This is a genomic window from Chryseobacterium sp. OSA05B (assembly GCF_019970065.1).
In the GTDB taxonomy this organism is placed as follows: domain Bacteria; phylum Bacteroidota; class Bacteroidia; order Flavobacteriales; family Weeksellaceae; genus Chryseobacterium.
Window position 1 is genome coordinate 751,486 of record NZ_JAHXYH010000001.1, and the last position, 16,344, is coordinate 767,829.

The 16,344-nt window shown below is 37.9% G+C and carries 18 protein-coding genes; 14 read left to right on the forward strand and 4 right to left on the reverse strand.

Features of this window, described 5'->3' with window-relative positions; genetic code table 11:
• Window positions 1-281: 281 nt before the first annotated feature.
• The 5 genes from LC419_RS03350 (at window position 282) to LC419_RS03370 (ending at window position 6,159) form a co-directional block, all read left to right on the forward strand.
• Window positions 282-1,778 (forward strand): helix-turn-helix domain-containing protein, encoded by a 1,497-nt coding sequence (locus LC419_RS03350; RefSeq protein WP_223606014.1) that lies wholly within the window; start codon window positions 282-284, stop codon window positions 1,776-1,778.
• Window positions 1,775-2,899 carry a lipopolysaccharide assembly protein LapB gene (locus LC419_RS03355; protein WP_223606015.1) on the forward strand — a complete coding sequence of 375 codons (1,125 nt, stop codon included), beginning with the start codon at window positions 1,775-1,777 and terminating at the stop codon, window positions 2,897-2,899. The genes LC419_RS03350 and LC419_RS03355 overlap by 4 nt, the downstream gene beginning before the upstream one ends.
• Before the next feature lie 482 nt (window positions 2,900-3,381).
• Window positions 3,382-4,167, forward strand: coding sequence for a hypothetical protein (locus LC419_RS03360; RefSeq protein ID WP_223606016.1), 786 nt, complete (start codon window positions 3,382-3,384; stop codon window positions 4,165-4,167).
• A 41-nt stretch (window positions 4,168-4,208) separates the two neighbouring features.
• Complete coding sequence (locus tag LC419_RS03365) at window positions 4,209-5,003, forward strand: hypothetical protein (protein WP_223606017.1); 795 nt, start codon at window positions 4,209-4,211, stop codon at window positions 5,001-5,003.
• A 340-nt stretch (window positions 5,004-5,343) separates the two neighbouring features.
• On the forward strand, window positions 5,344-6,159 hold the full coding sequence (locus tag LC419_RS03370; protein WP_223606018.1) for a hypothetical protein: 816 nt from the start codon (window positions 5,344-5,346) through the stop codon (window positions 6,157-6,159).
• 175 nt (window positions 6,160-6,334) lie between these two features.
• Here LC419_RS03370 and LC419_RS03375 read toward each other — a convergent pair whose 3' ends face one another.
• Entirely contained in the window at window positions 6,335-6,493 is a 159-nt protein-coding gene (locus LC419_RS03375; protein ID WP_223606019.1) for a hypothetical protein, read from the reverse strand.
• Window positions 6,494-6,640: 147 nt separating this feature from the next.
• Window positions 6,641-8,287 (reverse strand): alkaline phosphatase PafA, encoded by a 1,647-nt coding sequence (gene pafA / locus LC419_RS03380; RefSeq protein WP_223606020.1) that lies wholly within the window; start codon window positions 8,285-8,287, stop codon window positions 6,641-6,643.
• Between the two features lie 233 nt (window positions 8,288-8,520).
• On the opposite strand from pafA, the gene LC419_RS03385 reads away from it, so the two are divergent.
• From LC419_RS03385 to LC419_RS03425, 9 genes are all read left to right on the forward strand, one after another.
• Window positions 8,521-9,567: a lipopolysaccharide assembly protein LapB gene (locus LC419_RS03385; protein ID WP_223606021.1), complete on the forward strand. Its 1,047-nt coding sequence runs from the start codon at window positions 8,521-8,523 to the stop codon at window positions 9,565-9,567.
• Between the two features lie 5 nt (window positions 9,568-9,572).
• Complete coding sequence (locus LC419_RS03390; protein WP_223606022.1) at window positions 9,573-9,965, forward strand: VOC family protein; 393 nt, start codon at window positions 9,573-9,575, stop codon at window positions 9,963-9,965.
• Between the two features lie 24 nt (window positions 9,966-9,989).
• Window positions 9,990-10,523, forward strand: coding sequence for a GNAT family N-acetyltransferase (locus LC419_RS03395; protein ID WP_223606023.1), 534 nt, complete (start codon window positions 9,990-9,992; stop codon window positions 10,521-10,523).
• A gap of 120 nt (window positions 10,524-10,643) precedes the next feature.
• Window positions 10,644-11,228: a TetR/AcrR family transcriptional regulator gene (locus tag LC419_RS03400; RefSeq protein ID WP_223606024.1), complete on the forward strand. Its 585-nt coding sequence runs from the start codon at window positions 10,644-10,646 to the stop codon at window positions 11,226-11,228.
• A gap of 69 nt (window positions 11,229-11,297) precedes the next feature.
• Entirely contained in the window at window positions 11,298-12,035 is a 738-nt protein-coding gene (locus LC419_RS03405; RefSeq protein WP_223606025.1) for an SDR family oxidoreductase, read from the forward strand.
• A gap of 210 nt (window positions 12,036-12,245) precedes the next feature.
• Window positions 12,246-12,479, forward strand: a complete 234-nt coding sequence (locus tag LC419_RS03410; RefSeq protein ID WP_223606026.1) for a hypothetical protein — start codon at window positions 12,246-12,248, stop codon at window positions 12,477-12,479.
• Window positions 12,480-12,778: 299 nt separating this feature from the next.
• Entirely contained in the window at window positions 12,779-13,375 is a 597-nt protein-coding gene (locus LC419_RS03415) for a hypothetical protein (RefSeq protein ID WP_223606027.1), read from the forward strand.
• 1 nt (window position 13,376) lies between these two features.
• Window positions 13,377-13,625 carry a hypothetical protein gene (locus tag LC419_RS03420; RefSeq protein WP_223606028.1) on the forward strand — a complete coding sequence of 83 codons (249 nt, stop codon included), beginning with the start codon at window positions 13,377-13,379 and terminating at the stop codon, window positions 13,623-13,625.
• A 76-nt stretch (window positions 13,626-13,701) separates the two neighbouring features.
• Window positions 13,702-14,619 (forward strand): alpha/beta fold hydrolase, encoded by a 918-nt coding sequence (locus LC419_RS03425; RefSeq protein WP_223606029.1) that lies wholly within the window; start codon window positions 13,702-13,704, stop codon window positions 14,617-14,619.
• Between the two features lie 125 nt (window positions 14,620-14,744).
• Here LC419_RS03425 and LC419_RS03430 read toward each other — a convergent pair whose 3' ends face one another.
• Both LC419_RS03430 and LC419_RS03435 read right to left on the reverse strand, forming a co-directional pair.
• Window positions 14,745-15,671, reverse strand: coding sequence for a malate dehydrogenase (locus tag LC419_RS03430; protein WP_090023522.1), 927 nt, complete (start codon window positions 15,669-15,671; stop codon window positions 14,745-14,747).
• A gap of 116 nt (window positions 15,672-15,787) precedes the next feature.
• Entirely contained in the window at window positions 15,788-16,339 is a 552-nt protein-coding gene (locus LC419_RS03435; RefSeq protein WP_223606030.1) for a biliverdin-producing heme oxygenase, read from the reverse strand.
• Window positions 16,340-16,344 lie beyond the last annotated feature (5 nt).

Consider the following 16,344-nt stretch of genomic DNA (forward strand, 5'->3'; position numbering starts at 1 on the left):
ATATTTTGAATTGGCAGAAACAATATTAATATTATATTTGCCTTTTCAAAAGAGTTTGGCTTACATAATTCGTGAAATTTAAAAGAATAAAAAATATAAATCATTAAAATACAACTATATAACAAAAATCTATTTTGAGGACAGATCGCCGGAAAGCTGTAAGTAAAACCGAAAAAAAATCTATTTTTTGTCGTACTATTTGGATTCAAACCGTTCAAATTTTACTGATCATTCTCTGTTCAGTTTGGACGAAGGGACAGTCCGGTCCCGACTTCAGCATTTTGGCTGACAAAGCATTTCAGAAATTATATCAGAATCCGGATGACTGTATCAGCTATTCACAAAGCCTTCTGATCAGCGACCAGAATCCTGAGCACAGAGTCGTACTGCAGAATATCATCTCCCAGGCCTATGCTATGAAGGGAGACTATATCCAGTCTGTCAATATTTACAGCCAGAAGGAAGATTCAAAGGAAAAAGAGAACCTCTCCTATTTCCTTCAGGCCGCCGGTGATTACAATCTCGCCGACCAGTACCAGAATCTGGATCTTTACAGCCAGTCGCAACGGATTATTTCCGGACTATTAGCGGACAATAAATTACTGAAAGGAGACATTCCACGGATGAATGTTATTACAGCCAAACTTTACCAGCTTCAGGCCCTTAATTTCGGAATTAACAGAAATTATAATGACGCATTGGAGAACCTCAGCAAAAGTGATCAGTACCTTGGTTTCAACAATCAGGAAAACAGGATTCTTGAAATGGAGAACAAGATTTTCAGAGCTTCTTTTTTTATGAGACAGAATAAACCGGAGGAAGCGAAGTATCTTCTTGAACGCACACTTGCTTTAGCTGAAAAAAGTACAGATTACTCCTTTATTCAGGCATTGGCTTATGAAAACCTGTCCCGTTATTATTTTTTTAAGGAAGACTATCATACTGCTGTGGACATTCTTGAGAAAGGACTGTCCAAAATAGAAAATCTTCCTTACAACAGCCTGAAAGCAAAAATCTATGAATCATTGTCCAAAAATTACTTCGCCCTTCATCACGACGAAAAATACCATCAATACAACAAACTTTACACTGAACTTAGGACCAGGCTGGACTCCAGCACCAAAGAAGGCATCCGCTATATCGTCAAACTCGTGGAAACCAACCAGAATAATAATCTGGAGTTTCAGAAACAGAAGCAACTGAAAAAGATAAGTCTGATCTCCGGAGGTTTCCTTATCATGATTATGGGTCTTCTGATTTATTTCTTAATTCTGAACAACAGCCTTAAGGATCTTAAAAAGCAGTCTGATTTTTTTGAAAAACAGAAAAATATGGAGCAGATCATCAATAAGGATGTTTCCAAAGAAGAATCTGCTATCGATAAAACCACCGAAAAAGATCCCAATAAAATTTCAAAGGAAAAAGAAGACGAGATCCTCCAGAAACTCGAAGAATGGGAAAAACAGCAACGGTATCTGGATAAAAGCATGACGCTTTCTGCATTGTCTTCGCAGATGGGCGTGAATACAAAATATCTTTCTGAAGTGATCAACAGCAGTAAAGGAAAAAATTTCAACGCTTACATTAATGAATTAAGGATTAACCATATTGCACGTCTGCTGAGAACAGACCCCGTTTATTTAAATTATAAGGTCAGTTATCTCGCTGAATATTCGGGGTTCTCTTCCCACAGTGCATTTACGACAGTATTTAAATCGGTAACAGGAATGTCTCCCAACGCTTATATCCAGGAAATCACCAAAAGCAGAATATCATGAAATTCGTATTAAAAATCGTCACCCTTGTTTTTCTGAATGTCTGTCTCTCCCTCTCCGGCCAGAAAACATCTTTCGATTCTCTGATGAAGGTAGCGCGACTTGAGATCTATGACAATCCAGATAATGCCATCAGGATCGGGAAAAACCTCATCACAAAGGAAAAGGATATTCATAAGCAAATCGGTATTTATCAGCTTCTTTCGACAGCCCATATCGCAAAAAGAGATTTCGACCATTCCCTTCAGTATCTGTTAAAAGCAAAAGAAACCGCGGAAAAGACGAATGATCTGAAGGTTCGTACAAGCGTCCTGATCTCAGCAGCTATCCAGTACCAGCAAATGGAGCTTTTCAGCAAAAGTCTTGAAACGCTGAATGAAGCCGACCAATATCTTGATAAGCTTCCGGATGATCTTCCTGAAAAACATATTGAAACCGCAAGAAGCTATGCCATCCGGGGAATGATTTATAAAAGCCAGTCGAATCCTGAAATTGCCCTTGAAAAATTTCTGATCTCCATTCAGAATTTTGAAAAAATAAAACACAAACAGACCACTTATTCCAATATGAGTGTGGTCTATTATAATATCGGCTACTGTTACCTGAATCTCAACCAGCTTGAAAAGGCTGATCAGGCATTCATCCGGTCTGCAGAATATGCCCGGAAAAACAAAGCCAAAAGCCTCGAAGCCTTTGCACTCAAAGGAATGGCTCAAATGTACAAACAGAAAAAGGAAAATGAAACAGCCCTGCAGCTGCTTATTAAAGCTGAAGACCTCAGTAAAAATACCGGCGACCTGATCCTTAATGAAGGAATTTACAAGGAAATGTCCGAAAATTATCTGGCGATGGGAAAGTCCGGTCTGTATCAAAATTACAGCAGAAAATATTTTGAGATGCGTTTTCAGAGAGAGCAGAATGAATTGAGCTCTATCAATCATTCCATCAATGAGCACAATAAAGAAACACTTAAGAAAAGTATGGAAATAAAAACCCGGTTTCATTATTTTGTTGGGATTATCATTGGTATCGGCAGTCTCCTCATTATTCTACTCACCTCTTTGATTTTCAGAATCAGGAAACGAAATCTTCAGTATAAACAAAAAATTCAAGAGCTGATATAGCCTTAATACCAAATCATTTCATATAACTTTAAAACGTTTCTGTCACTTTTTATATTTCACGTTCGACTTTTATTCAGAAATAGTCAGGTGATTCTGCTGATCCTGTTTCTGCTTTTCCGGTGATCTTCTTTTTTAGTTTAAATTTTTCTTAAACGGTTTTATTGTCTTTTCATACTTTTTTCACCTAATAATGCATTTTTCAGCTTGCATTTTCACTATAATCTGAAATAGAAAACCGCCTATTAATCAATGATTCCAAACGATTTGATAAAAACAAAGGGTCCCGGATTAAACTTTTTTAACTTTTTTTTCAAAAAATAAAAACCAAATAATCATTTATCTCGTATGTATCTGAAAGGAGGATAATATCCCTAACATGTAGAGGAAAATTTTTTAAAAAAAATAATTAAAGTCAATACCATACTATCATTCAAGTCATTATCTGAGTATTTTTTATAACACCTAAATAAACTAAAACTGCGATGAAAACTATGAATTGTATTATTCCTTTCCTATTGGCCGGCTTTTCCGTCGCCAAAGCACAAGTAGGAATTGGAATAGCTTCTCCCAATACCAATGCCCGATTAGAGGTGTCCAGTACGAATAAAGGTGTACTTCTTCCCAGACTGTCTCTTGTTGCTACCAACAGTGCCTCCCCGCTGTCAGCTCACATTGCCGGAATGACAGTATACAATACCGCTACCAATACTTCAGTACCCGCCAATCCGGTATATCCGGGAGAATATTATAATGACGGGACGCAATGGTTACGGAAATCTACCTGGAATGATGCCAGAATGATTACCGGAGGGAGCATAAGCGACCCAATTTCTCTGATCACCGCAGACGTTGTTGCTGAAACAGCATCCAATACCACACTGAGTACGGTTTCCTTTACTTTAGACAGACCCTCTACTGTAGAGTTCAGTGCCAATGTTTCTACAAAGTATACAGCTTCGGGAAGCAATACGACTCCTTTATCAGACGGAGCCATCAAGTTGTGTACGGTCAACTTTCAGTTCACTACAGCTCCGGCTGGAGTCTCTACAACTGCTTTTTTTGGTGATCATTCCACTTCTTACACGAATGCACTTTCTGCTGCAGTACCAGGAGATGTTTATCTGAATCCGTATAGCGTCGTCACTTTGCCGGTAGGAAGCTATGTCTTGATTGTAAGAGGAACGGTTTTAAGTGGAACTGCCTTTAGAATAGGTTTTGGCGGAGGTTTCCGTGATATGATCCAGGTCAGAGCTACCCCGTTACAGTAATGGAAAACCTGTCTGTTTTTAACATCAATAAGTATGAAACAATGAAAAAAATTAATTATATCATCCCGTTCTTCCTGCTTTTCTTTTTATTGACAAATGCGCAGGTTGGCGTGGGATTAACCAGTCCAAATGCTAATGCTCAGCTGGATATTACGAGTACCAACAAAGGATTTTTACTTCCCAGGCTGGCATTAACCGCTACCAATAATCCGTCACCGCTTTCAGCTCACGTAGCCGGAATGACGGTCTACAATACGGCTACCAATACTTCTGTCGCTGCCAATCCGGTATATCCGGGTGAATATTATAATGACGGAACCCAATGGCAAAGAAAATCCGCTTTGAACGATGTGAGAATGATAGCAGGAGGTACCATCGCTGATTTACTCTCCCCTATAACCGTCGATGTTGCAGCAGGTACTCCTGCCACTACTACTTTAAATACGTTTTCATTTACTCTGGACAGACCATCCAGCGTAGAGTTCAGTGGTAATATTTCCACATCTTTTACGGTGAGTGGTGACAGCAATACACCAGTGGGAGATTCGTCAGTAAAATTGGCAACCGTAAATTTTGTATTTACCACAGCGCCAGCAGGAATAGCAGTCAGTGCTCCATTTGGAGACAGTACAGTCACTTATATGAATGCCATCACAGCTAATATAACGACCATTACAGGCAATCTTTATACAGCTCCTCATGCTATCCTCCAATTACCGGCGGGAAACTATGTGGTCAATTTAAACGGAGTGGCATCCAGCAGTAATGCGTTCAGAATTATGTATGGATCCGGAGTCCGTGATATGGCTCAGATTAAGGCCACGCCTACAAAATAGATTCTAGGCTAAGGTCGAGGTTGAGAAACGTCAATTGTCAATTTTGCTTCGCAAGTGAATGGTAGAGTTGAGAGCCAAGAATCAAGATCCAAGAGTCCAGATTTCAGATTTCAGAGACACAAGACATCAGATTAATTTTAAGGCTATGGCTGAGATTGAGAAATGACAATGGTCTATTTTGCTACGAAAGTGAATCATGAATGATAGATTCAAGAACCAAGCACCAAGATTTCAGAACTTAATTACGACGAACCAGCAACTGACAACCAGTCCGAAACTATTAAACCTGTATCCCTAAACTTCAAATCCCTGATTTCAACTCAATAACTAAAACAAAATCATGAAAAATATATTTCTTACAATCCTTACTTTTCTAGGTATTTCAGCCCAAATGACAGCCCAGGTGGGAATAGGCCTTGCTTCGCCAAACAATAATGCAATGCTGGAGGTAAGCAGCACAAACAAAGGAATATTACTTCCCAGATTAGCACTTACAGCAACCAATAATCCGTCACCGCTTTCAGCACATGTGGCAGGAATGAGTGTATACAATACCGCCACCAATGCCTCTGTAGCAGCAAATCCGGTGTATCCGGGAGAATATTACAATGATGGAACGCAATGGCAGAGAAAGACAGCCTGGTCTGAAAAAGTAATGCTTTCAGGAGGTACAATAGGCGGAGATGCCCTTACTACAACCACTCTGGATGTTCCCGCAGCTACAACCAGCGGATCTATTACCACCATTACGCTGGCTACCCTATCTTTTACTTTAAGCAAGCCTTCTTTAGTAGAATTTAATTCCAATATCTCTGCTATTTTTACCAATTTTGGTATTGCACCTGGAGCTACAGGAGCAGGAATAACAGATAATGCCGTAAAACTGTGTAATCTGTACTACTCATTTACTGCTGCGCCAGCAGGTATACCTGTCAATAACGCATTCGGAATATCTTCTATATCTTATATTAATAGCTTTACCACTTTTATCACAACCGGTAATTTTTACCTTGTACCCCGCTCTACTCTTAATTTACCTGCCGGAAATTATACCATTACGGTCAACGGTGCGGGTGCCAGCGGAACGGCTTTCAGGATCACATTTGGTTCAGGAAACCGGGATGCCATTAATATCAGGGCGACGCCTTCGAAATAATATTTTTGCTATTTTCAATAAGTTGGAATGCTTGAAATCAGTAAAAAAAGAGATGCTACCTCTGCATCTCTTTGATTTGATAATATGTAAAAAATATCCCCCGATATTTTAGTACTTGCATTTCCGCTCAGGAACTGAAATAGTAAAGTAAATCATATACCAAGCCACGCTATCATTATATTTCTTCACAAATAGGTAAATGGACTATTTCGGTTGTTTTCAGGCAAACTCTATTGCAGCAGACATGCTTTGGTGGACATCTAAGGTCAACTGAACATGCTAAATCTCCACTACCCTTGATCATTTTTAGATTTTCTCTTGATAATTTTTTCATGACTAAATATTTAATTAATTAATTTTCTAAATATAATAATATATCTCCAATATTGGAATTAAATAGAAATTAATACTTAGACAAACACTTTGCATTAAAAAAAAACATTCCTTCTGGGAATGTTTTTTATACTATAAAAGGATTTAATTATCTTCCAATAACCTCCGTGATCGGGTTTCCTACATTTCCACTCGGGAACTGAATTTTCAGTAATGATGAAACGGTAGGAGCAATATCGGTCATGTTATACGCTTTATTGCTTTCTCCTTTCTGAATTCCCCAGCCCATAAAGATTAATGGAATGTGAGAGTCATACGAATTCCATACGCTGTGTGTAGTTCCTGTTTTAGAATACGGAGGAAGCATAGAATCGTGAGAGATCAGCTGGATATCGCCGCTTCTCTGTCTGTTGATCCCGTTGATGATCCTCTGTTTGATCGGTTCCGGGATGGTAGCTTCCTGAACTTCATCTACAGATACTGCATATAAAACTGTTGGATCCTTCTGCAATTCTTTGATGGTGAAATCTCTCAGGTCATCCAGTTCGATTTTATTATCCTGCATCAGCTTTCTGTCGAAATAAATCTGGTAGTTGTCTACTGCATTGATCAGCTTATCCACTCCGAATTTATCTTTCAGCTTCTGATTGATATCTTTTTCCATTCCTTCTCCGAAAAAGCCTGTGGTGATCTTGTGTTCCTTCAGGAAGCCTACAGAATGCGCTCCACCATGGTCAGCAGAAAGGAAAACAGTGTACTCTCCTTTTCCAACTTTTGAATCAAGGTAGGTAAAGAATTGAGCCAGATCCTGATCAAGTCTCAAATACACATCTTCCACCTCAATAGAATTCGGTCCGAATTTATGCCCAGCATAATCCGTAGAAGCTAGGTTGATTGCTAAAAAGTCGGTAATATTATCACCTCCTAATTTTTCTCCTTCCACAGAAGCTTCAGCCAGTTTCAGTGTCAGCGTATTTCCGAAAGGTGTATAACGGATATTATCTTTTTTCGTCTGATAATCCTGAGCTAAATTGCTGTAAGGGAAAACAGGTGTTTTTGCACTTCCCAACAGTCCTTCCCATGAAGAATTATCAGGAGAACTTTCTGTATATTGATTAATCGGAAGTAAAGTATTCCAGCCGTTCGCCACTAATTTTTCAGGCAGATTCTGAGCATTGAAAGACTTCATCCACTGAGGCAGGTCATTCATATACCATGAACTTGTAATGAAATTTCCGGTACTGTCATCAAACCAGAAGGCTCCGTTCGGCGTATGACCCGCAGGAAGAATGGAAGCACGGTCTTTTAACGAAACCCCGATTACTTTCCCCTGGAAGTTGGTAGCCAGTCTCAATTCGTCGGTTACGGTGGTAGACCAAAGGTTTTTTGGAGAATGACTTCCGGTTTTTGCATTGGTTGTTCCTACCGGTTGTACACTGTCGTCTGCTGTACAGTATACGTTTTTTCCGGTTTCTTTATCTGTCCAGTCGTTTCCGGCAATCCCGTGTATCGCAGGTACGGAACCTGTATAGATGCAGGTATGTCCCAAAGCCGTAATGGTAGGTACGTAAGGGATGTGGACGTTATTTAGAGAATATCCTGTATTCAGGAGTCTTTTGAAACCATCATTTCCGTATTTATTATAAAAGCGGTACAGATAGTCCCACCTCATCTGGTCTACAACTAATCCTACGACTAATTTGGGTCTTTCTAATTGAGAATTTTTGTTCTTCTGAGCATTGATTGTAATTACGGACAATAAAGCCGCTGCCGCAATTGAAATTTTCCTAAGCATCTAGTAAATTTTTGTTGACCACAAATTTACGGGTTTTGAATGTTTTGGAGTGTGAAATTTTATTAAATTTAATCAAACCCGTAAGCTATCAATTTCTATTAGTTCAGGTGACCTCCTATATAAAAATGTCTTTTATGTATGAAAGAGTCTGGACCAGCAAGTGTTTCAGAAATACCAGATTTATTACATTAGAAATTTACTTACTTTTACAGCCATAATTAATAGCTCAATTTATGCGCAAGTATATTCCCTTTTTTCTTATTTTCATTCTCATTAAAACAAGTTCACAAACCAATAAACAGCAAGTACTTGATGATTGGGCACTGGTAAAATCCAGAATGCTTGACGGAAGCCGAAATCTTTCAGAAAGATCTGATCGATTTTTAATCTGGAAACTTTCTGATCATCAACTTTGCGAATATCCAGATCCGATATTTGAAGATCGAAAAAAATGCTTAGATATTAAGATCGAAAATAAAAGCATCAGAACTTCACCAAAAACCTTCTATGAAATTGATAAGTTAACTAATGATACATTAAGTGTTATTGATAGAGCTGATGGAATCACCAGTAACGATAAAATAGAGAAAATGTGGTTCGTTCGAATTTCAAAACTTCAGAATGAATATATCAGTACATTAAAGAATGACAGCATCGCAGTAGCCAGCTCATATTTTACCCCTTCCCTTAAAAAGAATATTTTCTTTGAGATACCGGAAGACTATATGTACAATAGTAATCTTACTGGAAAAGGAAATATTATTATTTATCCAAAAAAACAAAAGGTTGATTTACAATATGAAAACACTCCTGAATCTAAGAAGAATACAAAAGGTATGGAATTTTTAAAATCAACTATTGAAAAAAGTTACCATCAATGGACCATTACAGCTTTTAAAAACTTTGATCAGGTTATTATCCCCTATTCTTTTAAACACAAGACTGAGTATCCACAGGCAACGATGAAATTTGCTTTTTTTAAAAATGAGCGTAATGATCCTGGTGAAATTCCTGTCATAATAAAAGATAAAACATTATCTAGCGAAACATACAACAAAGGAATTAACGCTCTGAACGATAAAAAATTAGATAAAGCCATCGAATTATTTAACAAAGCATTTGACCTCGACAATACCAATGTAGATGCCCTGTATAATACTGTTTCCATCAGCCTTGATAAAAAAGATATGACTACAGCATGTATTGCCTTAAAAAAATTAAAAGAGTTTGAACAAACCGAAGGAACACAACTTTTTAACCAAGTATGTACAAAAAACTGATTCATATGATCAAATTCAAATACGTCATTTTATACGTTGAAGATGTTGAAAAGTCCATGAACTTTTATCACCAGACATTTGACTTGCCGGTTAAATTCATCACACCTGAAAAAGACTACGGAGAACTGCTTACCGGAGAAACCAGTCTTTCTTTTGCCTCCATAAGTTTAGCCGGTTCCAATATAAAAAAGGGCTTTATATCTTCCAAATCTGAAGAAAAGCCTTTCGGAATCGAATTGGGATTTACAACGGATGATGTTGAGAAGCTGGTAGAAAAAGCAGTTGACAACGGAGCTGTTATTTACGAAGATGTAGCCGTAAAACCTTGGGGCCAAAAAGTAGCTTATGTAAAAGATCCTGATCATTATTTAGTAGAAATCTGCACAGAAATCCTGTAAAAAACAATCATACTTTTTATTTCCATGGAAATCAAAAAATTAGAAAAACTGACTGAAGATCCCACCTCAGGCTGGGGACTTAACGGATACACTACGGACAAAATCCTGTCCGTCTCTTTTGTTGAATATGGCGGTTCTTTTGAATTTGTACTCAAAGAAAAATCCATGACCTACTCCAAGGTCTGGGAGACCCATTCCACCGATATTGATGAGCTTAATGAGATCATTGAAAAGGGACAATCTTTCGGGGTTTTTGAAGATGGAGAGCTCATGGGCTGGATCATCTGCGAGCGCAGAACGTGGAACAACAGCTTCTACATCGAAAATATTCTGATCAGTGAAAAATTCAGAAGAAGCGGAGCCGGTGCCCAACTGATCAAACGGGCTGTCCGTGAAGCGAGACATTTAAACTGCAGAATCATTGAACTTGAAACGCAGAACACGAATTATCCGGCGATCCAATTTTACAGAAGGATGGGATTCAGCATAACGGGACTGAATACAAGATTGTACGACAATCCTGAGGAAACCGCTGTTTTTATGACTTTAGATCTGTAGGTTGAAGCGCTTTTACTCAATCATCTGCTTTTGTAATCGACAGAAACTATAAAACATATTGAATTTTTTATTTTGTACCGAATGGTACAATTGTATACCTTTGTCCCACAATTAATCCCAATGGCAGGAAGACCTAAAATATTTGACGAGCATGAAGTTGTAGCAAAAGCAACTGAAGTTTTCAGAGACAAAGGCTATGATACAGCTTCTGCCGAGGAACTCCTTCATGCTATGGGCATTGGAAAAGGCAGTTTTTATCTTACCTTCAAAGGAGGAAAGAAAGAACTTTATATGCGCTCTATCAGCCAGTTTTCAGACCATTTCTATCAAAAAATTTCAGAAAGCCTTGCTGCGTCTGACAATAAAATCCAATTCCTCAAACGTTTTTTTCTGAATATCGCCAACACTGCTGAATGCGACAAAGAGCCCGGCTGCTATCTGGGAAATGCGCTAGTACAGCTATCTGAAAAGGATGATGAGATAAAAAAAATTACCGCTCAAATGCTGAAAAAACTGCAGGTTCTGTTTGCGGAAACGGTCAGAAATGCACAGGAAAACGGACAAATCACCAGCACAGAAGATCCGGAACTTATCGGTTGGCATCTTAGTAATTTTTGGAACGGAATTCATGTGACCAAAAGAATGGAAAGCTCACCGGAAATACTGAAAGGTATTATTGAAATCAATCTTAAAATACTGGACTAAAATTTTTTAACCAATTTTGTACTGAATAGTACAATTTAAAAATATTTAATAATTTAATACCAAAAAATCATGAACATTACCAACAACACGATTTTAATTACTGGCGGAGGATCAGGAATCGGACTGGAAATTGCAAAATCACTGAATGCATCCAACAAAATTATTATTGCCGGAAGAAGCAAAGAAAAGCTTGATACCGCCGCAGAAGGTCTTGAAAATGTCTTCACTATTCAGGCGGACATTACCAATGAGAAAGATGTAGAACGATTGGTAGAGGAAATTAAGATCAATTTCGGGGGGCTCAATATTCTGATCAATAATGCAGGACACGCCTATGCTTACACACTTTCTGACGCATCAGATACCTACACTAAAGCTTCAGCAGAATTTGAGACCAATTATTTTGCTCCGATCCGTCTGACAGAAAAATTACTCCCTTTATTAAAACAACAGGAAAACGCGGCTGTTGTCAATGTTTCTTCTATTGTAGCATTTGCGCCGGGTTCTCATGTTCCCACCTATTCAGATTCTAAAGCAGCTCTTCACTCTTATACGCAATTGCTGAGACATGAACTGGCCAAAGATACCTCTGTTAAAGTTTTTGAACTGATGCCACCACTTGTCAATACAGATTTATCCGCAGAAATCGGAGGCAGGGAAAACGGTATTCCGGCTTCAGAGGTAGCTGATAGTTTGGTACAAGGCCTGATTGACGACGCGTATGAGATCCGTGTTGGAAATACTGAAGTTCTCTACAGCAGCTTCTTTGCAGGTTCTGAGGGTGCTTTCAGCATGATGAATCAATAACTGGTTCCTTATATATAACCTTACTGCGGGGAAGAAATATTTCTTCTCCGCAGTTTTATTTTTGTAATGTATCATAAGCTTCTATCCTGATATTTTTTAAATCACCTAATGATTTAATCTTTAAATTTTTAAATAATCTCATTTAAATCACCTATGCGTGTATTAAAAATACTTATATTAGTAATCAACAAATTAAAAATATTAACTGCTATGAAAAATTTAAAGAAATTAACGAGAAAACAACTTGAATTCATCAGCGGAGGCGATATCGCTTATGGCATGTGTGATGCTGACGGTAACTGCCCGCATACTATAGGATCATATTATTGTAATGATGGTATCTGCTACAGAGTTACAGGAGGAGGCCATCCAGGGGGAGGCTGTACTGAGCCGATGCATTTGTGTCAAGACTGGGAAACCGGATGCGGATGTGTTTATATTTAAAAAAATTTTGTTAGATAAATCTTGAGGGGCGGTCTTTTTACCGCTCTTTTTGTTTTTGTACTAATCTGAAAGTTATAGCGACGAAATATCATTCACTTTAATACTGTCGGCAATCTTTTCAACCTGTTTTTCAATAGAATTATCCGGTTTGAGGCTTTTATTTATTGAAAAAAAAAAAAGAGTCCGGCAATGCTACTGATCAACAGCATACTTCTTTTCATATTCTCGGGGATGATCTGATTATATAGTATAATCTTTAGATGCTTGAGGTATTAAGTTAAAAATAATATATTAGTACCATGAAATATTTAGAAAAAATTCAATCACTTCTGCCATTAGGGTATATTTATTTAATTATTCTTGGGCTTTTAAAGGAAACTATCCTTTTTTATCCTTTGGGAATCAATATTCTGAAGTATTCTTCTATTACTGATATCCTGATCAGTCCTATTTCAGATATGATCTCCAATCCCATACTGATTCTGATGGTGCTTTCGGTGGTTCTTCTTTTCTTTTTAATTCAGGTTTTATTTGTTAAATACAGTCATACCAACCTGGTTCAGAAAATACTGAAAAGCTATAGAATGAATCCGGATCTTGATAAACGGGAGCTTCGAAAGGCAATGATCCCGGCATTTGTCATCCTTGCAGGATTTGAGCTTCTTGCTCTGTTTGTAGGGTTAGGAATAGGTCAGGGTGAGAAAATCAAACAAAGGCTGGAAACCCAAACTTTAAAACATAATTATATCCTTACCAACGGTTCCGGAGAAAAGTCTCCGGTATACCTGATCGATATTAACAGCATCTATTACTTTTACGTTAAAAAAGACGAAAAACAGATTAAAATAGCTCCTGTCTCAAGTATTGGCCATCTTGAAGTCATCAAAAGAAACTAATATGAGAAACAAACTGATAACCGAATACACTGATGAAGAACTGATCAGCAGTGAAAAAAAACTCAAGATCCTTACTGTTATGCTTGGTGCGTCAATGGTAGTGCTATTTTCTGCGACAATCTTATTGACTATCAGAAAAGGTTTTACACCGATCATGATCGTCCCCATATGTCTTCTTCCGCTATTAGTCATCAACATTATTAACTGGAAAGGGTTAAAAAAAGAAAAAGAAAGGAGGAATTTAAAATAGGTTGAGTTCATAAAATCATATTAAAAAAACAATCTCTCACGGGTAATAAACCACCCCTCTCAACTGTTATTATAATATGAAAAACATCTGCTTACTCCTGTTATTATTTCTTGCCGTTAATTCTGTTTCAGCACAGGAAGGCAGTACTGAAAGGTCTTTTGAAACCTCTGATCATGTCAGGATAAACTATAAAGTTTCCGGAAAAGGGGAAGCATGTATTTATGTTCCGGGAGGTCCGGGGCAGGGATATCCGTCATTTGAACTCTTAGGTGGAAACAGCCTTGAAAAAAAGATGAAAATGATTTATATGGATCAGCGGGGTTCAGGGCAATCAGGGACATCAGATAATTATCATCTCGAAGCAATGGTTCAGGACATTGAAGAACTCAGACAGCATTTGAAAATTGACAAAGTTTTTTTGCTGGCTCATTCTTTCGGGGGAATTATTGCCACTCATTATGCTAAAAAATATCCTCAACATACCAAAGGGCTTATCTTGGCTAATATCACACTTCATTTCCTCAACAATGAATCTTTAAAAGAGCAGATTGAATATGGAAACAGCCTACTTCAACAACCCAATAAGACCATTTCTGACGACAGTCTTTCTACTGAACTATCAAAAATAAGTGCCGCATTAAGAAAGAAAAGAATCGGGTATAAATTTCTCACCGAAGACATTGAAACCATCAAACAGACGGACAAAATAGATTCCCTTCATCCAAGGATCATAGATTTTGGGATGGCCGTAATTTCTAAACCTAAAGATTTTCCGGAATATTACATGGACCATGCGCCGCTTACAAAAGACATCCATGTTCCGGTGTTAATTATCACCGGAAAAAAAGATAAAGCCGTAGGAACGCAGCATTACAAAACATTTAAGTTTCCTGACCAGAAGGTTGTTTCTATTGATGGAGGACATCTTTTGTATTATGAGAGAAATAAAGAATTCGTTAGTGCTGTTATCGATTTTGTGAATAAAATTAGGTGAAAATTTGTATTCGGCGCGGCCAGAGGCCGCGCCGAATACAAACAAATTCTCTTAAAAATCCTATACATATAATAGCTCAGCGCGGCCGAAGGCCGCGCTGAGCTATTATATAAAGCTTAAATCAATTAAAACTTAAGATCTCCGTTCACTTCTCTCACAGCATTAGCTGCTTCAGCAAACTTCAACTGCTCATCTGCAGTAAGAGTTACGTTGACGATCTTTTCTACCCCGTTGGCTCCGATAATAGCAGGAACACCAAGGCAGATATCATTTTGACCGTATTCACCTTCAAGCATTAGAGAACAAGGAATCATTTTTTTCTGGTCGCAAGCGATCGCCTGAACCATTACAGAAACTGCTGCACCTGGTGCATACCAAGCTGAAGTTCCTAATAATTTAGTTAATGTAGCTCCTCCTACTTTAGTTTCTTCGATAACGTATTTTTGTTGCTCGTCATCTAAGAATTCAGTTACAGGAACACCGTTTCTTGTCGCTTTGCTCAATAATGGAAGCATTCCGGTATCACTGTGTGCAGCGATTACCATACCGTCTACATCAGAGATTGGGCTTTCCAAAGCTTCAGCCAATCTGTATTTGAATCTTGCAGAGTCTAATGCACCACCCATTCCGATGATTTTGTGCTTAGGAAGACCTGAAGTTTTGTGTACTAAATAAGCCATAGTATCCATTGGGTTGGAAACTACGATGATGATAACTTCCGGAGAATTCTTTACCAGGTTTTGAGTAACTTCTTTCACGATACCAGCATTGATACCGATAAGCTCTTCTCTTGTCATTCCAGGTTTTCTTGGAATACCTGAAGTGATTACTGCTACATGAGAACCTGCAGTTTTGCTGTAATCTCCTGTTGTTCCGGTAATTTTTGTATCGAATCCGTTCAACGATGCAGTTTGCATCAAATCCATTGCCTTACCTTCAGCAAATCCTTCTTTAATGTCTACTAAAACTACTTCTGAACAGAAGTTTTTCATTGCGATGTATTCTGCACAGCTTGCTCCTACAGCGCCTGCACCTACTACAGTTACTTTCATATTGTATACTTTTTTTAAATTATTTTTTAGTTTAGTCTAAAAATTGAAACGCCCAAATTTAACAATTCCTGAAAATGTGGGCAATTTTTCAGGAATTTAATTAGGGTTCAATGGAATTAATTGACGTTCAGTAAAAACGTATATAGTTTTTTTGCTCCTGACAGGACTTCATTGTAGTTAGCTTCAGTCACTTCCGTATCCAGAACCTCTTTGAAGTTTTTCCACATCGGTCCTGTATTTTCCTGGTAGCATCCGAAGAAATTGAAAGTCACATGGTCAAAACCTTCTGTTTTAGAAAGCTGTTTAGCGATCACGTTCCCACCTAAAGTAGAACCTTCGATCACGTACATGGCTCCTAAAGCTTCATGTTCGTTGTCAAATTCAAGATCGTGGGAAGCAGTCTGGTTTTCCAGAGAAAGGCTTTCTAGATCTTTCTCAATAAGGGAAAGTTTCTTTCTGTTGTTAAGTTGAAGCTTTTCTGAATATTTATCAGAAAGACTTCCGAATATTTTATCTTCACTGTGAAGAAGCATCAGATAATTGGTATGGATGATCTTTTTGTAATCTTCCAGAGTGAACGTTTTATTAAAAATTTTTTCAGAATTGAAAAGTTTCTCCGCAGCATCGTGATATTCCGCTGTATTTTGCTTAAGATACTCTGATACCATAAATA

What these genes read in the sequence shown, in the direction of transcription:
- LC419_RS03375 (WP_223606019.1), bottom strand. Translation starts at nt 6,493, where the DNA reads ATGAAAAAATTATCAAGAGAAAATCTAAAAATGATCAAGGGTAGTGGA.
- LC419_RS03430 (WP_090023522.1), bottom strand. Translation starts at nt 15,671, where the DNA reads ATGAAAGTAACTGTAGTAGGTGCAGGCGCTGTAGGAGCAAGCTGTGCA.
- LC419_RS03410 (WP_223606026.1), top strand. Translation starts at nt 12,246, where the DNA reads ATGAAAAATTTAAAGAAATTAACGAGAAAACAACTTGAATTCATCAGC.
- LC419_RS03370 (WP_223606018.1), top strand. Translation starts at nt 5,344, where the DNA reads ATGAAAAATATATTTCTTACAATCCTTACTTTTCTAGGTATTTCAGCC.
- LC419_RS03405 (WP_223606025.1), top strand. Translation starts at nt 11,298, where the DNA reads ATGAACATTACCAACAACACGATTTTAATTACTGGCGGAGGATCAGGA.
- LC419_RS03355 (WP_223606015.1), top strand. Translation starts at nt 1,775, where the DNA reads ATGAAATTCGTATTAAAAATCGTCACCCTTGTTTTTCTGAATGTCTGT.
- LC419_RS03400 (WP_223606024.1), top strand. Translation starts at nt 10,644, where the DNA reads ATGGCAGGAAGACCTAAAATATTTGACGAGCATGAAGTTGTAGCAAAA.
- LC419_RS03365 (WP_223606017.1), top strand. Translation starts at nt 4,209, where the DNA reads ATGAAAAAAATTAATTATATCATCCCGTTCTTCCTGCTTTTCTTTTTA.
- LC419_RS03415 (WP_223606027.1), top strand. Translation starts at nt 12,779, where the DNA reads ATGAAATATTTAGAAAAAATTCAATCACTTCTGCCATTAGGGTATATT.
- LC419_RS03435 (WP_223606030.1), bottom strand. Translation starts at nt 16,339, where the DNA reads ATGGTATCAGAGTATCTTAAGCAAAATACAGCGGAATATCACGATGCT.
- LC419_RS03420 (WP_223606028.1), top strand. Translation starts at nt 13,377, where the DNA reads ATGAGAAACAAACTGATAACCGAATACACTGATGAAGAACTGATCAGC.
- LC419_RS03425 (WP_223606029.1), top strand. Translation starts at nt 13,702, where the DNA reads ATGAAAAACATCTGCTTACTCCTGTTATTATTTCTTGCCGTTAATTCT.
- LC419_RS03360 (WP_223606016.1), top strand. Translation starts at nt 3,382, where the DNA reads ATGAAAACTATGAATTGTATTATTCCTTTCCTATTGGCCGGCTTTTCC.
- pafA (WP_223606020.1), bottom strand. Translation starts at nt 8,287, where the DNA reads ATGCTTAGGAAAATTTCAATTGCGGCAGCGGCTTTATTGTCCGTAATT.
- LC419_RS03385 (WP_223606021.1), top strand. Translation starts at nt 8,521, where the DNA reads ATGCGCAAGTATATTCCCTTTTTTCTTATTTTCATTCTCATTAAAACA.
- LC419_RS03390 (WP_223606022.1), top strand. Translation starts at nt 9,573, where the DNA reads ATGATCAAATTCAAATACGTCATTTTATACGTTGAAGATGTTGAAAAG.
- LC419_RS03395 (WP_223606023.1), top strand. Translation starts at nt 9,990, where the DNA reads ATGGAAATCAAAAAATTAGAAAAACTGACTGAAGATCCCACCTCAGGC.